Genomic DNA, 21,891 nt, shown 5'->3' with positions numbered 1-21,891 from the left:
AAACGGGCGCGACCTTCCGGCGCGCCCGCTTCGATTGCATAGTTAGATCAGCTTAGGCGGCGTTTTCTTCGCCTTCGCTCTTTTTGTCGCGAGCGATTTCCTTGCCGGTGGCCTGGTCGACGACCTTCATCGACAGGCGGACCTTGCCGCGCTCGTCGAAGCCCATCAGCTTGACCCAGACCTTGTCGCCTTCCTTGACGACATCGGAGGTCTTGGCGACACGATCATTGGCGAGCTGCGAGATGTGGACGAGACCGTCCCGCGGGCCGAAGAAGTTGACGAAAGCGCCGAAGTCGGCGGTCTTGACGACCGTGCCTTCGTAGATCTCACCGACTTCCGGCTCAGCGACGATGGTGTGGATCCACTTCTTCGCTGCCTCGATCTCCTTGGCGTTGGCCGAAGCGATCTTGACCGTGCCGTCATCCTCAATGTTGATCTTGGCACCGGTCTTTTCGACGATTTCGCGGATGACCTTGCCGCCCGAGCCTATCACATCGCGGATCTTGTCGGTCGGAATGTGCATGACCTCGATGCGCGGTGCGAACTCGCCGAGCTCGGCACGCGCGCCGGACAGGGCATGGGCCATTTCGCCAAGAATGTGCTGACGGCCTTCCTTGGCCTGGTCGAGGGCGATCTTCATGATCTCCTCGGTGATGCCCTCGATCTTGATGTCCATCTGCAGCGAGGTGATGCCGTAGGCGGTGCCGGCAACCTTGAAGTCCATGTCGCCGAGGTGGTCCTCGTCGCCAAGAATGTCGGAGAGCACGGCGAAGCGCTCGCCTTCCTTGATCAGGCCCATTGCAATACCGGCGACCGGCTTGGCCAGCGGCACGCCGGCATCCATCAGCGCCAGCGAGGTGCCGCAGACGGTAGCCATCGATGACGAACCGTTGGACTCGGTGATCTCCGAAACGACGCGCAACGTATAGGGGAACTGGTCGGCGGTCGGCAGCATCGGCCGGATGGCGCGCCAGGCGAGCTTGCCATGACCGATTTCGCGGCGGCCTGGCGAACCCATGCGGCCGGTTTCACCGACCGAATAGGGAGGGAAGTTGTAGTGCAGGAGGAACTTCTCCTTGTACATGCCGGTCAGCGAATCGACATACTGTTCGTCCTCGCCGGTGCCGAGCGTGGCGACGACCAGTGCCTGGGTCTCGCCACGGGTGAACAGCGCCGAGCCGTGCGTGCGCGGCAGGACGCCGACTTCCGAGACGATCTTGCGGACCGTCTTCAGGTCGCGGCCGTCGATGCGCGAGCCGGTGTCGAGGATGTTCCAGCGCACGACCTTGGCCTGGAGTTCCTTGAACACGGTGCCGATCTGTTCGGACGTGTACTTGGCCTCTTCGCCTTCTGCCGGCGCGAACGCGGCCTTGACCTTCGCCTTGACGGCGTCGACGGCGGCATAGCGCTTCTGCTTGTCGGTGATCTTGTAGGCGTCGCGAAGCTCGCCTTCGACGATCTTGAGCATCTCGGCTTCAAGTGCAGAATAGTCCGGCGCGGTGAAGTCGCGCGGGTCCTTGGCCGCGACTTCAGCCAGCTTGATGATCGCGTCGATCACCGGCTGGAATCCCCTGTGGCCGAACATGACGGCGCCCAGCATAAGGTCCTCGCCGAGTTCCTTGGCTTCGGACTCGACCATCAGCACGGCGTCGGCGGTGCCGGCGACGACCAGGTCGAGCTTCGATTCCTGCATCTCGTCGACATGCGGATTGAGCACATATTCGCCGTTGATGTAGCCGACGCGGGCGCCGCCGACCGGGCCCATGAACGGCACGCCGGACAAGGTCAGGGCGGCGGAGGTGGCGACGATCGACAGGATGTCCGGATCATTTTCGAGATCGTGCTGGACGACAGTGACGACGATCTGCGTGTCGTTCTTGTAGCCTTCGGCGAAGAGCGGGCGGATCGGGCGGTCGATCAGGCGGGAAACCAGCGTTTCCTTCTCGCTCGGACGGCCTTCCCGCTTGAAATAGCCACCCGGGATCTTGCCTGCGGCGTAAGTCTTTTCCTGGTAGTTGACCGTCAGCGGGAAGAAATCGAGGCCGGGTTTCGGCTCCTTCATCGAGACGACGGTGGCGAGAACCTTGGTTTCGCCGTAGGTGGCCAGCACCGCGCCATCAGCCTGACGCGCGATCTTGCCGGTTTCGAGAATGAGCGGGCGGCCGCCCCATTCGATTTCCACTTTGTGGTAATTGAACATGTCTTGTCCTTCGTATGCGGAAAGGGCCGCGCCGTTTCAGCGTGCGCGGATGCCCCTTTCCCTTGGCTTCCTTTCTCGGGCAGCCACGGGCAAGACAACGGGAAGCTCGGCTATTCGGCGCGGTGCCGCACGAGCGTCCTGCAATCCTGCCCCATGACCGTCCATGGGCGGTTTCGAGTGGCCCTCTGCTGTTTCGAAACCGGGTTGGCCAATCGATCCGACTGGCCTTGCGCGTGAACCCGAAAACCAGGTTTTCGGAAAGTATCCTGCGCAAATCTAAAACTTCAGAGCGTCCTTTGCGCAGCCAAACCGGTGCGCGGCGCTCTGCTTTCTTCATTGGAGCCTTGGATGATCCGCTGCTCCAATGCGCGACCGGCGGGCTCTCGAAAGAACCCGCCGGTCAATTCGTCAACGGCGCAGACCGAGCTTCTCGATCAGCGTCTGATAGCGCGCGTCGTCCTTGCGCTTGAGATAATCAAGCAGGCTGCGGCGCTGGGAAACGAGAGCGAGCAGACCACGGCGGGAATGGTTATCCTTCTTGTGGTCCTTGAAATGATCGGTCAGGTTCTTGATGCGCTCGGAAAGGATGGCCACCTGAACTTCCGGAGACCCGGTATCGCCCTTGGCGGTTGCGAATTCGCCCATCAATTCCTTCTTGCGTTCGGCAGTAATCGACATCGTGTTTTTCCTTGTCTGTTTGAGGAAACGGGACGCCCTCAGCCGGGATGTCGTCCAGCAGGGGCCGGTGCAAGCAACGCGTCAAAGCGCGAAGCTGCGGCGCATATAGTGCAATTCCGACAAAAAGGCCAGCCTAATTCACAAGCCGGCTTTTCGCTGCATAAACGGGCACTTCCGCCTAGTCAGAGCCATTTCTTCCATTTGAAGTACGCAAAGAGCCCGACCGCAACAAGCGCCATGAAGGCGAGCGACAGGGGATAGCCGTAATAGGCCTTCAGCTCCGGCATATTCCAGGGCGAGGTGTCGGGGTCGAAATTCATGCCCCATACGCCGACGAGAAAGGTAAGCGGCATGAAGATCACCGAGACGATCGTCAGATAGCTGATGACGTCGTTGGTGCGCGCCTGGCTGAGCGACAAGTGCATCTCGATCAGGCCGGTCAGCATGTCGCGCTGGGTCTCGACCAGTTCGATCAATCGCAGCGAATGATCGAGCGTGTCGTTCAGGAATATCTTGGTTTCGGCCTTCACATAAGGCACGTCGTTGCGGATCATGGTCGCCAGCGCATCGCGCATCGGCCAAAGCACGCCCTTCAGCACATTGGCATCGCGCCGCAATTCGTGAAGCTGCCGCATCTGGTGCTTGTGCGCCTGGTGCAGCATCTGGTCCTCGATGCTATCGACCAATTCGCCAGCAGCCTCGATCGGCGGGAAATAGCTGTCGACGATGGCGTCGATCAAAGCATAAGCGAGATAGTCGGCGCCGCGCGAGCGCAAGCGGTTGGGCACCGAGCTTGCGATCCGCTTGCGCACGGGATCGAATGGGTCGCCTTCGCGCTCCTGGAAGGTGACGACGAAGGTCTTGCCGAAGAAGACGGCGATCTGTTCGTAACGGTGCGCGGTGACGTCGTCGATCATCCTGACGACGACAAAGGCGTGGTCCTCGAAGAAATCCACCTTCGGCCGCTGACCGGTGTTGACGACGTCTTCCAGCGCCAGCGGATGCAGGTTGAAAATCCGGCCGATCTCCTCGATCAGCTGGATATTGGCGAGGCCTGTGCAGTCGAGCCAGATGACCGGCCAATTGTGGCAATGGGTGTTGACGTCGTCGATGCTGGCATTGTCGATCGTCTTGAACTTCTCGGGCGAGATCAACGTCAGCCTGAGCTCGGAGCGGCGCGCCGCCGGGTCGGCGATCAGCGTGCCCGGCGAAGCCCCGACCGGCGGCCTCCGTGTTTTGAGCGCCGCTCGTTTGTTGACCGTGTCAGCCTTTGCCATGTGCCCCCTCGAGCGCAGCGTCGAACGGCACTACAGCGCAGCGCATCCTTTCGGACGGCAAACGGCACCGTAGCCCCGTTGATTTAACACATGATCGTTTCCCAAAATAGAATCCGGTTTGGAGATCATGCGCCGGGCGACAGCTGTTACCCGATAAAGACCCGCTTTGGCTTGAACATGCCTTGCTCGATAGCGCCGATGGCGACCAACTTGCCGCGCGCGGTGGCGCAGGCCTCCTCCGCTTCCACCGGCGCGTCACGGCCGCGAATGATGACCGGATTGCCGAGGCGGATTTTGGTTGCCGCATCATCGCTGATCGCGACCTGCGGCAGGCATTCGAGCGCGGCGGCGGTGTCGACCAGAAGTGCATCGATGGCACCGAAGTCGGTCGTGGCGTCCGCTGCTTGCGGCTCGCCCTGCTCGCCGAAGCGGGCGGCTTCCAGCTCGGCCAGGGTGACGAAATCTTCCTGCGTGAACGGCTCGACCTCGACCCGCCGCAGCTCGGCAATGTGGCCGAAGCAGCCGAGGTCGCGGCCCATGTCGCGCGCCAGCGAGCGGACATAGGTGCCCTTGCCGCATTCGACCTCGAAGATGGTGCGATCGACCATATGCTCGACCAGGTCGAGCCGGCCGATCTCGACCTCGCGTGCCGGAATGTCGACCGTCTCGCCATCGCGGGCAAGGTCATAAGCGCGCTCGCCGGCGATCTTGATCGCCGAAAATTGCGGCGGCGTCTGCATGATGACGCCGGTATATTTCGAAAGCAGCGCCAGCACGTCGGCTTCCGCCGGACGGCGGTCCGAGCTTTTGGTCGCCGGGCCTTCGAGGTCGTCGGTCGAACGCTCCTCGCCCCAGGCAACCGTGAAGCGGTAGACCTTGGCGCCGTCCTGGACGTAAGGCACGGTCTTGGTCGCTTCGCCGAGCGCGATCGGCAGCATGCCGGACGCGAGCGGGTCGAGCGTGCCGGCGTGGCCGGCCTTTTCCGCCTGGAACAGCCATTTGATCTTGGACACGGCTTCGGTCGAGCCCATGCCGACCGGCTTGTCCAGTACCAGCCAGCCCGAGATCGGCCGGCCCTTCTTCTTGCCGCGACGCGCCACTATTCGCTATCCTTCCGGTCGTCTTTGTCTTTGTCGTCGGCGCTGAGATCGCGCGCCACTTCGGGCGAGTGCAGCAATTCGTTGATCTTCTGGAAATTGTCGTAGCTGGTGTCGAGCCGGAAGCGGAATTCCGGCATGTACTTCATCTGCCGCAGCGCGCCGGAGACGCGGCCGCGGACGAACTTCGCATGCTTGTTGAGCGCTTCGACCACCGCACCGGCATCCTTGGCGCCAAGCGGCGAGACGAAGGCGGTGGCGATCTTCAGATCGGGCGACATGCGCACTTCGGAGACCGAGACCACGGCATTCTCGATCAGCGGATCGAGGATCTCGCCGCGCTGCAAGGTCTCGGACAGCGCATGGCGCACCTGCTCGCCGACGCGCAGCATGCGCTGGGATGGGCCAGCCGATGGTGGTCTTGGCATGAAAATCTCTTCTCTCAGTGCGGGTTCGAACCGCCTCAAACGGTTGACTTAGCGCCGTTGATCCGGCTTGGCTACCCCAAGGAACCTGCACCTCAGCTAATGTAAGGTGCGCGGCACTGAATGCTCTGTCTCCGGGCCGGCCTGTAATGAGACCATGAACGAAACGATCCTGTCGTATTCGGCTTTCAAATCGCTCTCGGACCCAAATGCACTCATCGGAATAAACCAGCCACCCTCTTGCGTCACAAAACCGATGCCGAATTCGGTCAGAGTAACTCGGCTTACGGATTTCCATCCGATGTGGATCTCTGTATCTGCGGCACGCTTTGAGATGCCGGCGACATCCATTCGGATCATGGTGGGTTCAGGCTCGAAATGAGCAACCTCGACTCGCCTCGCCAGAATGGGGCCGAGATTGATCATGATACCCGTGACAATGGTCATCATGCCCACAACTCCCGCGACTCCGGCCAAAGCACCGGAGCCGTCGAGATAGTTTGTGACAAGCACAAGCGGAATGCCAACGAGAAAGCAATAAAACAACCGTCTCAGGGCGCCGAGACGACTTTCGCTCCGCGCCCTTGAGTAGACCCCTGAAAAATCGGCAGGAGACAGAACAAAGCGGTACTCAAGGCTTCGTTCTTGCTCCATATGCCGACACTACAGCGTCCTGGTCACCATCTCGACGCGGAAGCACTCGATGACGTCACCGACGCGCATGTCCTCGTAGTTCTGGAAGGCCATGCCGCATTCCTGGCCGGCCGGAACTTCCGAAACTTCGTCCTTGAAGCGCTTCAGGGTCTTCAGCGTGCCTTCGTGGATGACGACATTGTCGCGGATCAGGCGCACGCCCGCACCACGCTCGACCTTACCTTCGGTGACACGGCAGCCGGCGATCTTGCCGACCTTGGTGATGTCGAAGATCTCGAGGATCTCGGCATTGCCGATGAAGGTCTCACGACGCTCCGGCGAGAGCAGGCCGGAGAGCGCCGCTTTCACATCATCAACCAGATTGTAGATGATCGAATAGTAGCGGATCTCGATGCCTGCCGCAGCCGCGGCTGCGCGGGCCTGCGCGTTGGCGCGAACGTTGAAGCCGATGATCGCAGCCCCCGAGGTTTCCGCCAGCGACACGTCGCTTTCGGTGATGCCGCCAGCTCCCGCATGGACGATGCGGGCGCGCACCTCGTCGGTGCCGAGATTGTCGAGCGCTGCGTTGATCGCCTCGATCGAACCCTGCACGTCGCCCTTGATGACCAGCGGGAATTCCTTCAATCCGCTTGTCTGCAATTGCGACATCATCTGTTCAAGCGAGCCGCGCTGGCCGGCATGCCTGGCCACCGCCTTCTCACGCGCCAGACGCTGGCGATATTCGGTGATCTCGCGGGCTCGGGCCTCGTTGTTGACAACGGCGAAGCGGTCGCCGGCCAGCGGCGTACCTTGCAGACCGAGGACTTCCACCGGCATTGCCGGCGGCGCTTCCTTGACCTGCTCGCCGCGATCATTGACGAGCGCGCGTACCCGGCCCCATTCGTTGCCGGCGACGAGAATGTCGCCCGGCATCAACGTGCCGGTCTGCACCAGCACGGTAGCGACCGGGCCGCGGCCCTTGTCGAGCTGGGCTTCGATGACCACGCCTTCGGCGGTGCGATCCGGATTGGCCTTCAGGTCGAGGATTTCGGCCTGCAGCAGGATCGCTTCGAGCAACTTGTCGAGATTGATGCCCTTGGTCGCCGACACCTCGACATCCAGCACCTCGCCGCCCATGGATTCGACGAACACCTCGTGGCGCAGCAGTTCCGAGCGCACCTTCTGCGGATCGGCGTCATGCTTGTCGATCTTGTTGATCGCCACGATTATCGGAACGCCGGCCGCCTTGGCGTGATTGATCGATTCGATCGTCTGCGGCATGACGCTGTCGTCGGCTGCCACCACGAGGATGGCGATATCGGTCGCCTGGGCACCGCGGGCACGCATCGCCGTGAAGGCGGCGTGGCCGGGCGTGTCTATGAACGTGATCTTGTGACCGTTCTTCTCGACCTGATAAGCGCCGATATGCTGGGTAATGCCGCCGGCTTCGCCGGACACGACGTTGGCATTGCGGATGGCATCGAGCAACGAGGTCTTGCCGTGATCGACATGGCCCATGATCGTTACCACCGGCGGACGCGGCTGCAGGTCCTCGGGACGATCCGCGATGTTGAACAGGCCCTCTTCGATGTCGGACTCGGCGACGCGGCGGACCGTGTGGCCAAATTCGGTGGCGACCAGTTCGGCCGTGTCGGCGTCGATGACGTCTCCAGGCTTCAGGATCTGGCCCTGCTTCATGAAGAACTTGACCACGTCGACAGCGCGCTCGGACATGCGCTGCGCCAGCTCCTGGATGGTGATGGTTTCGGGCAGGATCACTTCACGCATGACTTTCTCGCGTGGCTCGTTATGCAACGCGCGCTTGAATTTCTCCTGACGACGGCGCATCGACGAGAGCGAGCGGGCGCGCGCATCCTCGTCGGAAAGAGCCGAATTCAGCGTCAGCTTGCCGCGGCGGCGGTCTTCCTCGCCCTTGGTCGGCTTGGCAGGACGCGCCACTTCGGGCGTGACCAGACGGCGCACTGGTGCACCGGCACCGGTCCGCTTCGGCTTGACCTCTTCCTCGTCATCGACTGTTGCCAGTTCGGCGGCGAGCGGCGCACGGCGGCGCGCCTCTTCCTCGGCACGGCGGCGGGATTCGGCCTCGGCTTGCAGCCGTGCCTCTTCCTCGGCCTGACGCCGAGCCGATTCCTCGCGCTCGCGGCGGCGGCGCTCTTCGTCCTCGCTGCGGCGCTTGGCCTCCTCGATGGCGCGCTGGCGATCCTCGACATCGCGGACCTTCGAGCCCTCGAGCGCCCGGCGGCGTGCTTCCATTTCCTGGCGCGACAACTCGTTCAGCACCATGCCGCCGCGTTCGACCGGCGGCGGAGGCGGCGCCTTGGGAGCTTCCTGCACGGCAGGCGCTGCCGCAACCGGCTTCGGCGTGAAAACGGACACAGGCGCCGCCGCCGGCTCCGGCTTGTCTGCAGGCAGCGAGAACTTGCGCTTCTTGGTCTCGACGACCACCGACTTGGTGCGGCCATGCGAGAAGTTCTGGCGCACCGTGCCCTGTTCCATACCGGGGCGCTTCAGCGTCAAGGTCTTCTTCGGCGTAACACTCAGCGTCTTGTCGTCGCCCGATTTCGTATCGCTCATTCCATATCCTCTGCGGCATCATCTTCGTCAGCAACGGCCGCAAGCATTGCCAGATCGTCCGGGGAACCGCCCCGATATCGGTCGAGCGCAACCATGCGCTTCTGAACCGCCCTGCCCGCGTCTCCCGCGAGAACGGCAGCATGTATCACATTTGTACCCCCCAATGCCAAGCTCAACTCGGCCTCGGAGAAAAGTTTGTAAGCGCGGATCGCAGGCCCGCCGAGGTGGATGGTTGCCCGTCGCGCCTGGCTTATCTTGCGGACGCCATCGTCGGAAGCCTCGGTCGCGTGGAGCACGAAAAGTGCAAGTCCGCCGCGCACCGCGCTCTCGACCTTGGTCGCTCCGAGCGCTATGGCGCCCGCCTTGCGGGCCAGGCCAAGCATGCCCAGAGCGGACCTGGAAAGCAGCGCGTCGACCATACCGCCAAGATCGGCTGGCACGCTCACCTGCGCCTTGAAAGCACGGGCAAACAGGTTTTTCGCCGCTGCCTTGTCTATATGTAGGCGGTCGGCCGTCACCCAGCAACCGCGGCCGGGCAGGTTTCTCTTGATGTCCGGAACGACGGCCGAATCCGGGCCGACGACGAAACGGATCAGTTCATCCGGTTCGGCTTGCCTGCGGGTGACGATGCAGGTGCGATCGTTCATCTCGTCCAAGGGCGGGTTCGGTGCGATGCGGTTTCACCTCACGCACCGACGGTTTCGTCAGCCGGCACGCCCTCGGCGGCAAGCTCGTCTTCGGTGATCCAGCCAGCCTTCAGGCGAGCCGCCAGGACCATCTGCTCGGCATCGGCGCGTGATACGCCATGGTTGGCGAGCACACCCGGGAATACCTTCGTCTCGCCGTCCTTGCGTTCTTTCCAACCGGTCAGGTCGTCGGCGGCGTAGCCGGCGAAATCCTCGATCGTCTTCACGCCGTCCTCGCCGAGCGTCACCATCATGGCGGTGGTGATGCCGGGAATCTCCCGCAATTCATCCTTGACGCCGAGGGCCTTGCGCTTTTCGTCGTGCTCGGCTTCGATCTTCTCCAGATATTCGCGGGCGCGGGTCTGGATTTCCGAAGCCGTGTCCTCGTCGAAGCCGTCGATCGACGCAATTTCGCCGGAATCGACATACGCGACTTCCTCGACGCTGGTGAAGCCTTCGGAAGCGAGCACCTGGCCGACCATCTCGTCGACGTCGAGGGCTTCCATGAACAGCGACGACCGTTCGACGAATTCCTTCTGGCGGCGTTCGCTCTCTTCCTGCTCGGTCAGGATGTCGATATCCCAGCCGGTGAGCTGCGAGGCAAGACGGACGTTCTGGCCGCGGCGGCCAATAGCCAGCGACAGCTGATCGTCGGGAACGACGACCTCGATGCGCTCGGCATCCTCGTCGAGCACCACCTTGGCGACTTCCGCCGGCTGCAATGCATTGACAATGAAGGACGCCGCCGAAGGCGACCACGGAATGATGTCGATCTTCTCGCCCTGCAATTCACCGACGACCGCCTGGACGCGGCTGCCGCGCATACCGACGCAGGCACCGACCGGATCGATGGAGCTGTCGCGCGAGATGACAGCGATCTTGGCGCGCGAACCCGGATCGCGGGCGACCGACTTGATCTCGATGATGCCGTCGTAGATTTCCGGCACTTCCATGGTGAACAGCTTCGCCATGAACTGCGGATGGGTGCGCGACAGGAAGATCTGCGGACCGCGCTGTTCGCGGCGCACGTCATAGACATAGGCACGGACGCGATCGCCATACTTGTAGTTTTCGCGCGGAATCAGCTCGTCGCGGCGGATGATCGCTTCGCCGCGGCCGAGATCGACGATGACGTTGCCGTATTCGACGCGCTTGACGGTGCCGTTGACGATCTCGCCGATACGGTCCTTGTATTCGTCATATTGCCGGTCGCGCTCGGCCTCGCGCACCTTCTGCACGATGACCTGCTTGGCCGATTGAGCGGCGATGCGGCCGAAATCCATAGGCGGCAGCTGTTCGGCGATGAAATCGCCGAGCTGGGCGTCCGGATTTCGCTCGCGCGCCGAGGAAATGGCAATCTGGGTCGCGTAGTCGTCGACGTTCTCGACCACTTCCATCAGCCGCTGCAGCTTCATCTCGCCGGTATTCGGATTGATATCCGCCCGGATATTGGTTTCCTGGCCGTAGCGCGAGCGCGCGGCCTTCTGGATCGCATCGGCCATGGCGGCGATGACGATCGACTTGTCGATCGACTTTTCACGCGCGACCGCATCGGCGATCTGCAGCAGTTCAAGCCTGTTGGCGCTTACAACCATCTTCTTTCTCCCGAGCTTGTCGCCGACCTTACCGCCGGCAGCCCAATCACATTTCCTGTTCGGTTTCGTCTTCCGCACCCGCTGGTGCGTCTTCGGGTTCGCCGCGGCGTTTCCTGGCTTCCTTGCGCGCCCGGTTGTCCTTCGACAGTGCATCGCGGATAAGATCGTCGGTCAGAACCAGCCGCGCTTCGGCAATCGCATCGTAGGGAACACGCACCGTCGGCTCCTCGCCGTAAGCGGCCTTGTCGCGCTCGATCACCACACCGTCCGCGTCGCTTTCGGCGATCTTGCCCTTGAAGCGCTTGCGGTCGGCGACGAGAACCGACGTTTCCATCTTCACCAGATGGCCGGCCCAGGCTGCAAAGTCCGATTTGCGGACCAGCGGCCGGTCGATGCCCGGCGACGACACTTCGAGATGATAAGCCTTCTCGATCGGATCATCGACATCGAGCGCCGGCGACACCGCCCGGCTGACCTCTTCACAATCCTCGACCGTCATGGTGCCGTCCTCGCGCTCGGCCATGATCTGCAGCGTCAGCCCGTTCTGGCCCGACAGGTGCACACGTACCAAGCGGAAGCCAATGGCGCGCAGTACCGGCTGAACGATCAGCGCGATGCGCGCATCGATGCCGCTTTCGCGGATGATGCGGTCGTCGCCTTCGCTAGCCGTCACTGTCATTCGGTCCTGTCACTCGTTTCGGTTGGTCGGCAGGTAATAAAAAAGAGCGGGACCGGGTGGACCCACTCTTCGTCATACCGACCAAGAATTTGAAGCTGATATAGACGATCGTGGTCCTCGTTTCAAGCCCATCGTGCATGACGGCAAGGCTCGAGTCCGCAGCGCTGCGCCAAATGCATGGCGCCCATGCAGTGATCCCCCTTTGAGCACCGGCCACGCACGACTATCTATGTTGCATTGCACAATTGGAGCGCTCACTGCGCTCGAAAGGGTACGATCATGAACAATCGTGGATTTTTTTCAGCCATAGGCGATGTCTTTAGCGTGTTCGGCAGCGCCGTAGCAGCGTCGCGGGCTGTGGAAAACGGTCGCAAGCCGCGTGCGCATGATCTGCGCAATCTCGGCATGGAGCCGGCAGCCTTCGACAAGATCCGTCGCTTCTGAGCCAAGTGAGCGCCGAGAGCCTTCGGCCGCTCGCCTTTGCTCAGCTCTAATTTCCCGCTTATTTCCGCACGAAGGTCAGATAGGCGGGCCGTCGGCCTTCGCGAATGGCCTTGGCCTCATAGCGCGTCCCCGGCCAGCCATCATAGGGCCGATGCCAGTCGGCTGCTTCGTTTGCCTGCCACGTGAAGGCGCCGTGCGCCCGGCAATGCAGCAGCGTCCAGTTCACATAGCTGTCGATGTCGGACGCAAAGTGGAACTTGCCGCCGTGCTTCAGGACGCGCGCGAAGCGGTCGAGATTGACCGGGCTGACGAAGCGCCGCTTCCAGTGCTTCTTCTTCGGCCACGGATCCGGATAGAGGAGGTCAATGCCGTCAAGTGAAGCCTGCGGCAGCCAGTCCAGCAGGCGCGTGGCGTCGTCATCATAGACGCGCAGATTGGCAAGCGGCCGCTCCCGGACCGCCATCATTATCTTGGCCATGCCGTTGACGAAAGGCTCGACGCCGATAAAGCCGGTCGCCTGGCTGGCCGTAGCACGGTGCAGAAGATGTTCACCGCCGCCAAAACCGATTTCGAGCTGGACAGCGGAGACTTCGGCTTCGAAAAGGCTGCGCAGATCGGCCGGCGGTTCAACCGTCAGATCGAGCTTGTAGGCGGCGAAGCCGCTCTCCAGCGCCGCTGCCTGCTGTGGTCGAATGGTCTTGCCGCGCCGGCGACCGAAAAAGGCCTCGGTCGCACGACTTGGCCGGTCCTTCGGGTCCATAGGCGCCGCGGTTAGGCGGCGACTGCTTCGGCGACCGGTTCGGCGAGAGCGTCCTTGAGCGCCTTGGCGAGATCGGTCTTCTCCCAGGAGAAGGATCCGTCGCGGCCGGCCTTGCGGCCAAAATGGCCGTAAGACGACGTCTTGGCATAGATCGGCTTGTTGAGATCGAGGTGGCGGCGGATGCCGGACGGCGACAGATCCATCACGGTGCGCAGTGCACGCTCGAGCTTTGCCTCGTCGACCTTGCCGGTGCCGTGGAGGTCGACGTAGATCGATAGCGGCTGGGCGACACCGATCGCATAGGAAAGCTGGATAGTGCAGCGATCGGCGAGCTTCGCGGCAACCACGTTCTTGGCGAGATAGCGCGCCGCATAGGCGGCCGAGCGGTCGACCTTGGTGGTGTCCTTGCCGGAGAAAGCGCCGCCGCCATGGGGCGCAGCCCCACCGTAGGTGTCGACGATGATCTTGCGGCCGGTCAGGCCGGCGTCGCCGTCGGGCCCGCCGATGACGAACTTGCCGGTCGGGTTGATGTACCAGTTGCAATTGTCGGCGATCTTCAGGTCGCCCAGTGCTTCGCGAATATAGGGCTCGACGACGTTGCGCACCTTCTTCGAATCCCATGTCTCATCGAGATGCTGGGTCGACAGCACGATCTGCGTCACTTCCGCCGCTTTGCCGTCGACATAGCGGACGGTGACCTGGCTCTTGGCATCCGGCCCGAGCCGGCCTGCATCACCGCTGCCTTCATGGCGCGCAGCGGCCAGCAGTTCGAGGATCTTGTGGCTGTAATAGATCGGCGCAGGCATCAGGTCCGGGGTTTCGCGGCAGGCATAGCCAAACATGATGCCCTGGTCGCCGGCTCCCTCCTCACCTTGCCGGTCGGAGGCGTTGTCGACGCCCTGGCCGATATCCGGCGACTGGCCGTGCAGCAGGACCTCGATCTTGGCCGTCTTCCAGTGGAAGCCGGCCTGCTCGTAGCCGATTTCGCGGATTGCCTTGCGGGCGACCGACTTGAACTTGGCCGGGTTGACAATCGGATGGCCGGCCGCATCCTTCAGGACATTGCCCTCCTTGTCCTTCTTGAGCAGCGTCTCGGGGACGCGCACCTCGCCGGCGATGACAACGCGATTGGTTGTCGCAAGCGTCTCGCAGGCAACGCGGACCTTCCACGGGTCCATGCCGGTCTTTCTGGCTTCGCGATAGACGAGATCGACAATCTCGTCGGAGATGCGGTCGCAGACCTTGTCGGGATGGCCCTCGGCAACGGATTCCGAGGTGAAGAAGTAATTGTGCCGCGTCACGGGTGTCCCCTCTTGAAAAAATATCGGCAGGCCGCCGATTTTGGCGCGCCAGTTGTTAACGGTGCCGGGCGCCGCTCGTCAAGCCATGCAGCCGTTCTGGCATGAATTTTGACGTTATTTATCTCTGCATCCCGAGACGGCGGCAGGGCGCACTGCGATCAGCCCTTGCGCCAACAGACTGAGGGAAAACGACGTCGAGGAAGCGTGTCGAGCAAAATCGATCCGCGCTTTAGCGCATCGGCGGAACGCACATCCCTCGATGCGGGCAAGCGCGAGAAATTGCGTGCCCAGCGACGACGAACTCTACCTCTTTGAACTCTTCGCGAGCCAGTCAATCGACCTCGTCGGTGGAGAGCGACTTCACAAGCTCAATGATCTTACGGCGCACTTTCACGTCGGCGATCTTGACGAAGGCGCGGTTCAGTTGGAGCCCTTCCGGGCTGCCGCAGAATTCGACGGCGGAGGTCATCGACGCATCCTCGGCAAATCCACGGTTGCCCACGGGCTCCTGACCGGGCGCATCCTCAAAAAAGAAGGCGACGGGCACGCCGAGTATGGAGGCGATTGCCTGCAAACGGCTGGCGCCGACGCGATTGGTGCCCTTTTCGTACTTTTGGATCTGCTGGAACGTTATGCCGAGGTTTTCGCCCAGTTTTTCCTGGCTCATTCCCAGCATATTGCGGCGAAGCCGGATGCGGCTTCCGACGTGGATGTCGATCGGATTCGGCTTTTTCTTGTTTTCTTCTGTCATTTTGTCCTCGCCGAATTTTTCCGGCTTTTTCTATTTTGCTGCCCAAACGACGCCGCGGCCCGTGCCCCAACAGAACGACCTTATCGACTTCGAAAATTTTCAGGCGCTTACAGTATGAGTTTCTAATGTGTCGGCTGTCAATTCGCCCGTAGCCTTTGCCTTACGTTCAAAATGCATGCCGCTACGGCGAGCAAAAACATGATCAGCATTCCGTTAATGCGTCGTTGGCTGGAGCAAACGATGGCTTGGTTGGAGATCGGCACACGCACATCGATGGCGCCGCGTGCATCGATTGCCAGCGCGTCGACGATGCGGCCGCGCGGGTCGACAACGGCCGAAATGCCGTTATTAGCCGCGCGCAACAGGGGTACCCCATTCTCCACCGCCCGGATCTGCGCCTGCCTGAAGTGCTGGTACGGCCCTGGCGTGTCGCCGAACCAGGCGTCATTGGTGACGTTCACAATAAGCTCGGCTGACGTTGCGTCAACCGCGACGAGATCGGAGAAGATGACCTCATAGCAAATAAATGGCAGCGCTCGGATCCCGCCGGGCAGCGTGATCGGGTGCCGCTCATTGCCCGCCGCGAAGGTCATCGGACCGGCAACAAGCTGCTCAAGCCCGAAGCGGCCGAGCAGATCGGCGAAAGGCAGATATTCGCCGAAGGGCACCAGGTGGACCTTGTCCACGGCATCGACGATTTCGCCCCTGTCGTCGATCGCCACGACCGAGTTGTAGTAACGGCTGCGGGCCGCCGAGCCGCCTTCCTCGCGAACGACGCCGGCAACCAGCATCTGGCCATCGCCAAGCATCTCTCCGATGGCAGGCAAGGCATCCGGACGTTCGGTGAACAGAAACGGCACCGAGGTCTCCGGCCACAGGATCAATTGCGGCCTGTTATGGCCGGGTTCCGGTGCCTTGGCCGAAAGCCCCATCATGGTAGCGAAGATGCGGTCACGCACCGAGGCATCCCATTTTTCCGTGAGATCGACGGCAGGTTGCACGATACGGACGTCGAGGCTATGGGCCGCCGGTTTTTCGGGGGCGGCGAGCCGGATATAACCGAAGCCGGCATGGGCGGCGACGAGAACGACAAGCAACGCCGCGCCCAGGCGAAGATGCTGGCGCGCCGCAAGCAGCGCCGGCAGCGCGAAGACGAAGACCGCAAGCGCGTTCATGCCGACCATGCCGGTCACCGAGACGCTCTGCATCAGCAAAGGCACCGGCATCGCCGCATAGCCGACGGCATTCCACGGAAAGCCGGTGAACAGGAAGCCGCGCAGCCATTCCGCCAGCGCAAAGCCGAAGGCGAGCGCGGCGATGCGGCCGATGTCGTTGCTCCACAACAGCCGGGCAACCACGGCAGCGAAACCGTAAAAGAAGGCCAGCGCGAGGGGGATGCCGACCACCGCGAGCGGCAAGGCCCAGGCAAAGCTGTCGGCCTCGACCAGAAGCGCCGAGCCGACCCACCAGAGACCGGCAAGAAAGTAGCCGAAACCGAACCACCAGCCGACGGCGAAAGCCGGCCGCAAGCGCCGCAGAAAACCGTCCGAGGCTTCGCCGGTCGCGCCATCGAGAAGCCACACCAGCAGTGGGAACGAAACGAAGCAGACGGCGAAGAAATCGTAAGGCGCCTGGGCAAGAACCGCCAGCGCCCCGGCAAGAAACGCCACCAGCGCGCGCCGCCAGCCCCAAAGCAGAATTATCCGGCCGGCCTGGCGCTCCATCAATGCTTCCGAGTCGTGCGAATCAGGAAGCAAGATTTATCAGGCCGCGGGCTTGGCTCCAAACAAACCCTAAGCCTGCTCGGTGCGGACGGCGCGGCGCCGCCGCTCGCCCTTCAGAGTCTCGACGATGCGTACGCGCTTGACGCGGCGCGGATCGGCGTCGAGCACATGGAACTCGAAGCCGGGTATGGCCTGCACCACTTCGCCGCGCGCCGGCACCCGGCCAAGCGTATTGAAGATCATGCCGCCGATCGTGTCGACATATTCGCCGTGCTCGCCGGCGGCGAAATCCTCGCCGATCATCTTGGCGACGTCGTCGATCTCGGCCTTGCCGTCGACGATGAAGACGCCTTCGCCGGCCTGGGTGATCATCGGCTCGTCCTCGTCATGCTCGTCCTCGATGTCGCCGACTACCATCTCGACGATGTCCTCGAGCGAGACGAGGCCGTCGGTGCCGCCATATTCGTCGATGACCAGCGCCATCTGGGTGCGCGTCGTCTGCATTCGCCCCATCAGGTCGGAGGCGAGCATCGACGGCGGCACGAACAGCACCGGTCGGATCAGGTTGAGATCGCCGATGGTGCGCGCCAGATCGACCTGGGCGAGATCGAGAACCGTCGCGACCGGGGTTTTCCTGGTCGTCCTGCCCTTTCTGACGCGGGCGACCTTGGTGATATGCGCCAGCACGTCGCGGATATGAACCATGCCGCGCGGGTCGTCGAGCGTCTCCGAATAAACTGGCATGCGGGAGTGGCCGGACTGTTCGAACAGCCCCAGAAGATCGCCGAGCTTCGTCGTGATCTCGACCGCCTCGATGTCGGCGCGCGGCACCATGACGTCCTCGACCCGCACTTCGCGCAGGCGCAGGATGTTGTTGAGCATGGCGCGTTCGCCGGGCGAGAAGGATTCTGCATCGCTCGCCGTTTCGGCAAGCGCACCGGCAATCTCCTCGCGCAGGCTGGTGCCGTTGCGGTGCCTGAAAAGCCCGAGCACGCGATCGAACAGGGAAGGACCGGCAGGCGATGCCTCGCTGGCGAAGCTGCCGGTCGTGGTACTCGGACTCGAGCCCTCTTCCGTCGTTTCGGAAGGCTTGATCGCACTGCCGGCGTCGGAGCGGGCGGCAGTCTCTGGTTTGTCGTTCATCATCGTCCGGTCAATTGGTCTTTTGTAATTACGTGTAGGGATCGGGAATGGCAAGCCTCGCAAGTGCTGCGCGCTCTGTCGCTTCCATCAGGTCCGCTTCGGCATCCGTTTCGTGATCATAGCCCAGCAAATGCAGCAGGCCATGGATGACGAGATGGGAGATATGGTCCTCGACGGGCTTGTCTTCCAGTGCCGCCTCGCGCGCGACAGTCTCGGCGGCCAGCACAATGTCGCCGAGCATCGGCGGCAGAGGCCCGCCCCTGGCAAAGGGAAAAGCCGGAAAAGACAGGACGTTGGTCGGCTTGTCCTTGCCGCGCCAGCCGGCATTGAGCGTACGGATATGGGCATCGTCGGAGAAGACGATACTGAGCTCGGAACGGCCGTCCGCACCGGTTCCGGCAAAGGCGGCCGATACGGCGTGGTCGACCAGCCGCGTCAGCGTCGTCTCGTCGGGCCAGTCGCCCGCCTCTATGGCGATATCAATCTCGACGGGAAGCGGCCCTCCCGCCTTTTGCTCCTCAGCCATGCGGCCGCATAATCATATCAGCTTTCGACACCCAAGCCCCTGGCCAGCTTGCCGTCACGGTCGTAGGCCTTGACGATCTCGGCGACCAGCGGATGCCTGACGACGTCGCCTTCATTGAAGCGGACCGTCACCATGCCGGTGACGCCGTCGAGAATTCTCAGCGCCTCGACCAGGCCGGACTTGGTGTTCGGCGGCAGATCGATCTGGGTCGGATCACCGGTGACGATCATGCGCGAGTTCTCGCCGAGCCGGGTCAGGAACATCTTCATCTGCATCGGCGTGGTGTTCTGCGCCTCGTCGAGGATGACGGCGGCATGCGCCAGCGTACGGCCGCGCATGAACGCCAGCGGCGCGATCTCGATGACCTCGGCGGCAATCGCCCGTTCGACCTTGTCGGCCGGCATCATGTCGTAGAGTGCATCATAGAGCGGCCGCAGATAGGGATCGACCTTCTCCTTCATGTCGCCCGGCAGAAAGCCAAGCCGTTCGCCGGCCTCGACCGCAGGGCGCGACAGCACAATGCGTTCGACCATGCCGCGTTCGAGCAGCATTGCCGCGTGCGCCACCGCCAGGTAGGTCTTTCCGGTGCCGGCCGGGCCGATGCCGAAGACGAGTTCCGACCGCTCCAGCGCGCGCATATAGGCGTCCTGGTTCAGCGAGCGGGCATAGATGGTCTTCTTGCGTGTCGATATCTGGGCGGCGGACACCTTGCCCTTGCGCTCCAGCGTCGGCAGCGTCAGCTGGTCGTCGGTGGCGATCGCCATGCGCACCGCGCCGTCGACATCGGACTGGCCGATATCAGTGCCTTTCTGCAGAATGCCGTAAAGATTGTCCAAGGCGCGGCGTGCCTGCTCGGCGGCCGAGGAAGAGCCCTTGATGGTCAATTGGTTGCCACGCGAGCGGATGTCGACGCCGAGCTTCTGCTCGAGCCTGGCCAGATTCTCGTCGAACTGGCCGTAAAGGGCGCTGGCAAGCTTGTTATTGTCGAAAGTCAGTACGATGTGCGCCATATCCGAGGCCCCGGAGGGTAGATTCTGGGGCAGGTTCTTGACTTCAGCAGCGCTCAACCGTCTCTCCTCATCTGCCGAGGCCTTCAGGCCAATTCGGCGAACAGGCTGTTGTAGCCCGTCTTCGTGATTCGTACCTGGATAATGTCACCGATTTCGCCAGCCTTTTCATCAACAATAACCGGCTGCAGCCACGGCGAGCGGCCAACCTTCTGGCCGGCCTGGCGGCCCGGCTTTTCGATCAACGTGTCGATGGTCCTGCCGACCAGGCTTGCGCCGAAATGCTGCTGCTGTTTCAGAAGCAGTGCTTGCAATCGCTGCAGGCGCTCGTCCTTGACAGCCTCCGGCACCTGATCGTTCATTTCGGCGCCCGGCGTGCCGGGCCGCGGAGAGTATTTGAACGAGAAGGCCGAGGCATAGTTGACGTCTTCCACCAACTGCATCGTCGCCTCGAAATCCGCTTCCGTCTCACCGGGAAAGCCGACGATAAAATCGCCGGACAGTGCGATGTCGTTCCGCGCGGCACGGATGCGGTCGATCAACGTCAGGTAGTCCTTGGCCATATGCCTGCGGTTCATCGCCTTGAGTATGCGGTCGGAGCCGGATTGCACCGGTAAATGTAGATAGGGCATCAGCGTAGGCAAATCACGATGGGCGGCGATCAATTCATTGTCCATGTCGCGCGGATGGCTGGTCGTGTAGCGCAGCCGCGCCAGACCTGGAATCTCTGCGAGCCTGAACAGCAGCCGGCCAAGGCCCCATTCCTCGCAGTCTTCGCCTCTTCCATGCCAGGCGTTGACGTTCTGGCCGAGCAGCGTCACCTCGCGCACGCCGGCATCCGCCAAGCGCTCGGCCTCGGCGACGATCTGTGCCACCGGCCGCGAGACTTCCGAGCCGCGCGTATAGGGCACGACACAGAAGGTGCAGAACTTGTCGCAGCCTTCCTGAACGGTCAAGAACGCCGTCACGCCGCGCCTGATCAGTTCGGCGCGCTTGGGCCGCGGCAGATGTTCGAACTTGTCCTCGACGGCATAGTCGGTCTCGACGATCTTTTCTCCGCTCCGCGCCTTCGCCAGCACAGCGGGCAGCCGGTGGTAGGTCTGCGGGCCGATGACCAGATCGACCACCGGCGAGCGACGGATGATCTCGGCGCCCTCGGCCTGCGCCACGCAGCCGGCGACGCCGACCAGCATTTCGCGCCCGGCCTTGGCACGTTCCGCCTTCAACTCACGGATGCGCCCAAGTTCGGAATAGACCTTTTCGGCCGCTTTCTCGCGGATGTGGCAGGTGTTGAGCAGCACCAGATCGGCCTCGCCAACGGCGTCTGTCGCGACATAGCCGTCGGTCGCCAGAGCATCGGTCATGCGCTGCGAATCGTAGACGTTCATCTGGCAGCCATAGGTCTTGACGAAGACCTTCCTGGTCGCGGCAGGCGGAACGACCAGGTCTTCGGCGGCAGCGCCGATGTCGTCGCGTTCTATCGTGTTCAATTCCATTTCGCGGCTTCTAGCGCCTTTCCCTGACAAAAAACAGACGAATCTGGCCGGTACCGCGCAGACTACCGGCTCGGGCGCGGTTCGGCGAGCGCCGCCTGCACCATCTCGCGCACCTGGCGTTCCATCTGCTTTGCCGTCTCCTTGCGGCTGGAGCCCTTGGAGAAAGCAATCGCTTCGCCAAAATGCACCTCGACGTCGAGAGCGCCCTCGGCCATCAGCACCTTGAGGTGCGGCATCAGTTCCTCATCGCCGATCCAGGCGGCAACCGGCCGATGCCGGCGGCCGAGTGGCACGCCATGCAGGCGCGTATAAACGATCGCCACCGGCTGGATGAAGACCTGTTCGGCCGCCCCTTCAGCAATCGCCATCGTAGCGGCGCCGAACAGTGTGCTCTTGAACGGCAGGATCATGTTGCCGTCGCCGGTCGAGCCTTCGGCGAACAGCACCATGGCGTCCCCCTTGGCCATCCGGCGGGCGATCTCGCTCGCCTGGTCGCCCGACGAACGTTTGCGCTCACGTTCGATGAAGACGGTGCGTTGCAGCTTCGACAGCATCCCGATCAGCGGCCAGCCTGCCATGTCGGCCCTGGCGATGAACGTCACGTCGACCATCGATCCCAGCACCATGATGTCGGTCCAGGAGATGTGGTTGGCAGCAATCAGCAATGGGCGTTGGCCGGATAGCGCGCCTTTGACATGGATGCGCAGCCCGAGCGCCCTCATGATCATCCTGTGCCAGATCTTCAGGATGAAGGTCTCGCGCCAGAGCCCGGTCTTCATCGACAAGACCTGCAGCGGCACAAGCACCAATGAGCCGACGACAACCAGCCCCAGCGCCAGGAAAATCCTGATTTTTCCTATCATCCGCACCACCC

Annotated in this window: 20 protein-coding genes; 1 reads left to right on the top strand and 19 read right to left on the bottom strand. The window is 62.5% G+C overall.

Annotation, left to right across the window (positions count from 1 at the left end; all coding sequences use genetic code 11):
• Positions 1-52: 52 nt before the first annotated feature.
• The 10 genes from pnp to rimP form a co-directional block, all read right to left on the bottom strand.
• Positions 53-2,200, bottom strand: a complete 2,148-nt coding sequence (gene pnp, locus NMG46_RS03260; protein WP_254816273.1) for a polyribonucleotide nucleotidyltransferase — start codon at positions 2,198-2,200, stop codon at positions 53-55.
• 408 nt (positions 2,201-2,608) lie between these two features.
• Entirely contained in the window at positions 2,609-2,920 is a 312-nt protein-coding gene (rpsO, locus tag NMG46_RS03255) for a 30S ribosomal protein S15 (protein ID WP_280940423.1), read from the bottom strand.
• A gap of 140 nt (positions 2,921-3,060) precedes the next feature.
• The gene (gene corA, locus NMG46_RS03250) at positions 3,061-4,155 is read right to left on the bottom strand and encodes a magnesium/cobalt transporter CorA (RefSeq protein WP_254816272.1); all 1,095 of its coding nucleotides are present in this window, start codon (positions 4,153-4,155) and stop codon (positions 3,061-3,063) included.
• Between the two features lie 146 nt (positions 4,156-4,301).
• On the bottom strand, positions 4,302-5,255 hold the full coding sequence (gene truB / locus NMG46_RS03245) for a tRNA pseudouridine(55) synthase TruB (protein WP_254816271.1): 954 nt from the start codon (positions 5,253-5,255) through the stop codon (positions 4,302-4,304).
• Positions 5,255-5,680, bottom strand: coding sequence for a 30S ribosome-binding factor RbfA (gene rbfA, locus NMG46_RS03240; protein WP_254816270.1), 426 nt, complete (start codon positions 5,678-5,680; stop codon positions 5,255-5,257). Before rbfA ends, truB begins: the two co-directional genes overlap by 1 nt.
• A 96-nt stretch (positions 5,681-5,776) precedes the next feature.
• Positions 5,777-6,127: a hypothetical protein gene (locus tag NMG46_RS03235; RefSeq protein ID WP_254816269.1), complete on the bottom strand. Its 351-nt coding sequence runs from the start codon at positions 6,125-6,127 to the stop codon at positions 5,777-5,779.
• 213 nt (positions 6,128-6,340) lie between these two features.
• A complete protein-coding gene (gene infB / locus NMG46_RS03230) occupies positions 6,341-8,905 on the bottom strand; it encodes a translation initiation factor IF-2 (protein WP_254816268.1) in 2,565 nt (854 codons plus the stop codon).
• A complete protein-coding gene (locus tag NMG46_RS03225) occupies positions 8,902-9,552 on the bottom strand; it encodes an RNA-binding protein (protein ID WP_254816267.1) in 651 nt (216 codons plus the stop codon). The genes infB and NMG46_RS03225 overlap by 4 nt, the downstream gene beginning before the upstream one ends.
• Before the next feature lie 38 nt (positions 9,553-9,590).
• Complete coding sequence (nusA, locus tag NMG46_RS03220) at positions 9,591-11,186, bottom strand: transcription termination factor NusA (protein WP_254816266.1); 1,596 nt, start codon at positions 11,184-11,186, stop codon at positions 9,591-9,593.
• Between the two features lie 46 nt (positions 11,187-11,232).
• Positions 11,233-11,865 (bottom strand): ribosome maturation factor RimP, encoded by a 633-nt coding sequence (gene rimP / locus NMG46_RS03215; RefSeq protein ID WP_254816265.1) that lies wholly within the window; start codon positions 11,863-11,865, stop codon positions 11,233-11,235.
• Positions 11,866-12,144: 279 nt separating this feature from the next.
• Between rimP and NMG46_RS03210 the strand changes: the two genes are divergently transcribed.
• Positions 12,145-12,309, top strand: coding sequence for a hypothetical protein (locus tag NMG46_RS03210; RefSeq protein WP_254816264.1), 165 nt, complete (start codon positions 12,145-12,147; stop codon positions 12,307-12,309).
• 58 nt (positions 12,310-12,367) lie between these two features.
• Here the strand turns inward: NMG46_RS03210 and NMG46_RS03205 are convergent, their stop codons facing one another.
• The 9 genes from NMG46_RS03205 to NMG46_RS03165 all read right to left on the bottom strand — a co-directional run bounded on the left by NMG46_RS03205 (position 12,368) and on the right by NMG46_RS03165 (position 21,880).
• Positions 12,368-13,069 carry a tRNA (guanosine(46)-N(7))-methyltransferase TrmB gene (locus tag NMG46_RS03205; RefSeq protein ID WP_254816263.1) on the bottom strand — a complete coding sequence of 234 codons (702 nt, stop codon included), beginning with the start codon at positions 13,067-13,069 and terminating at the stop codon, positions 12,368-12,370.
• Positions 13,070-13,080: 11 nt separating this feature from the next.
• Positions 13,081-14,370, bottom strand: a complete 1,290-nt coding sequence (gene metK / locus NMG46_RS03200; RefSeq protein ID WP_023719567.1) for a methionine adenosyltransferase — start codon at positions 14,368-14,370, stop codon at positions 13,081-13,083.
• Between the two features lie 331 nt (positions 14,371-14,701).
• The gene (locus NMG46_RS03195) at positions 14,702-15,121 is read right to left on the bottom strand and encodes a helix-turn-helix domain-containing protein (protein WP_023676895.1); all 420 of its coding nucleotides are present in this window, start codon (positions 15,119-15,121) and stop codon (positions 14,702-14,704) included.
• A gap of 137 nt (positions 15,122-15,258) precedes the next feature.
• Entirely contained in the window at positions 15,259-16,845 is a 1,587-nt protein-coding gene (gene lnt / locus NMG46_RS03190) for an apolipoprotein N-acyltransferase (protein ID WP_254816262.1), read from the bottom strand.
• Positions 16,846-16,914: 69 nt separating this feature from the next.
• The gene (locus NMG46_RS03185; protein ID WP_254816261.1) at positions 16,915-17,988 is read right to left on the bottom strand and encodes a hemolysin family protein; all 1,074 of its coding nucleotides are present in this window, start codon (positions 17,986-17,988) and stop codon (positions 16,915-16,917) included.
• A gap of 28 nt (positions 17,989-18,016) precedes the next feature.
• Complete coding sequence (gene ybeY / locus NMG46_RS03180) at positions 18,017-18,514, bottom strand: rRNA maturation RNase YbeY (protein WP_254816260.1); 498 nt, start codon at positions 18,512-18,514, stop codon at positions 18,017-18,019.
• Between the two features lie 17 nt (positions 18,515-18,531).
• Positions 18,532-19,581 (bottom strand): PhoH family protein, encoded by a 1,050-nt coding sequence (locus NMG46_RS03175; protein ID WP_254816259.1) that lies wholly within the window; start codon positions 19,579-19,581, stop codon positions 18,532-18,534.
• A 26-nt stretch (positions 19,582-19,607) separates the two neighbouring features.
• A complete protein-coding gene (gene miaB, locus NMG46_RS03170) occupies positions 19,608-21,017 on the bottom strand; it encodes a tRNA (N6-isopentenyl adenosine(37)-C2)-methylthiotransferase MiaB (protein WP_302893592.1) in 1,410 nt (469 codons plus the stop codon).
• Positions 21,018-21,079: 62 nt separating this feature from the next.
• Complete coding sequence (locus NMG46_RS03165) at positions 21,080-21,880, bottom strand: 1-acyl-sn-glycerol-3-phosphate acyltransferase (protein WP_254816258.1); 801 nt, start codon at positions 21,878-21,880, stop codon at positions 21,080-21,082.
• Between the last annotated feature and the right edge of the window lie 11 nt (positions 21,881-21,891).

It is taken from the genome of Mesorhizobium sp. LMG 17147 (genome assembly GCF_024297145.1).
In the GTDB taxonomy this organism is placed as follows: Bacteria; Pseudomonadota; Alphaproteobacteria; order Rhizobiales; family Rhizobiaceae; genus Mesorhizobium.
The sequence above is the reverse complement of the archived record's forward strand: the minus strand, read 5'-3'. Positions and strand labels throughout refer to the sequence as shown.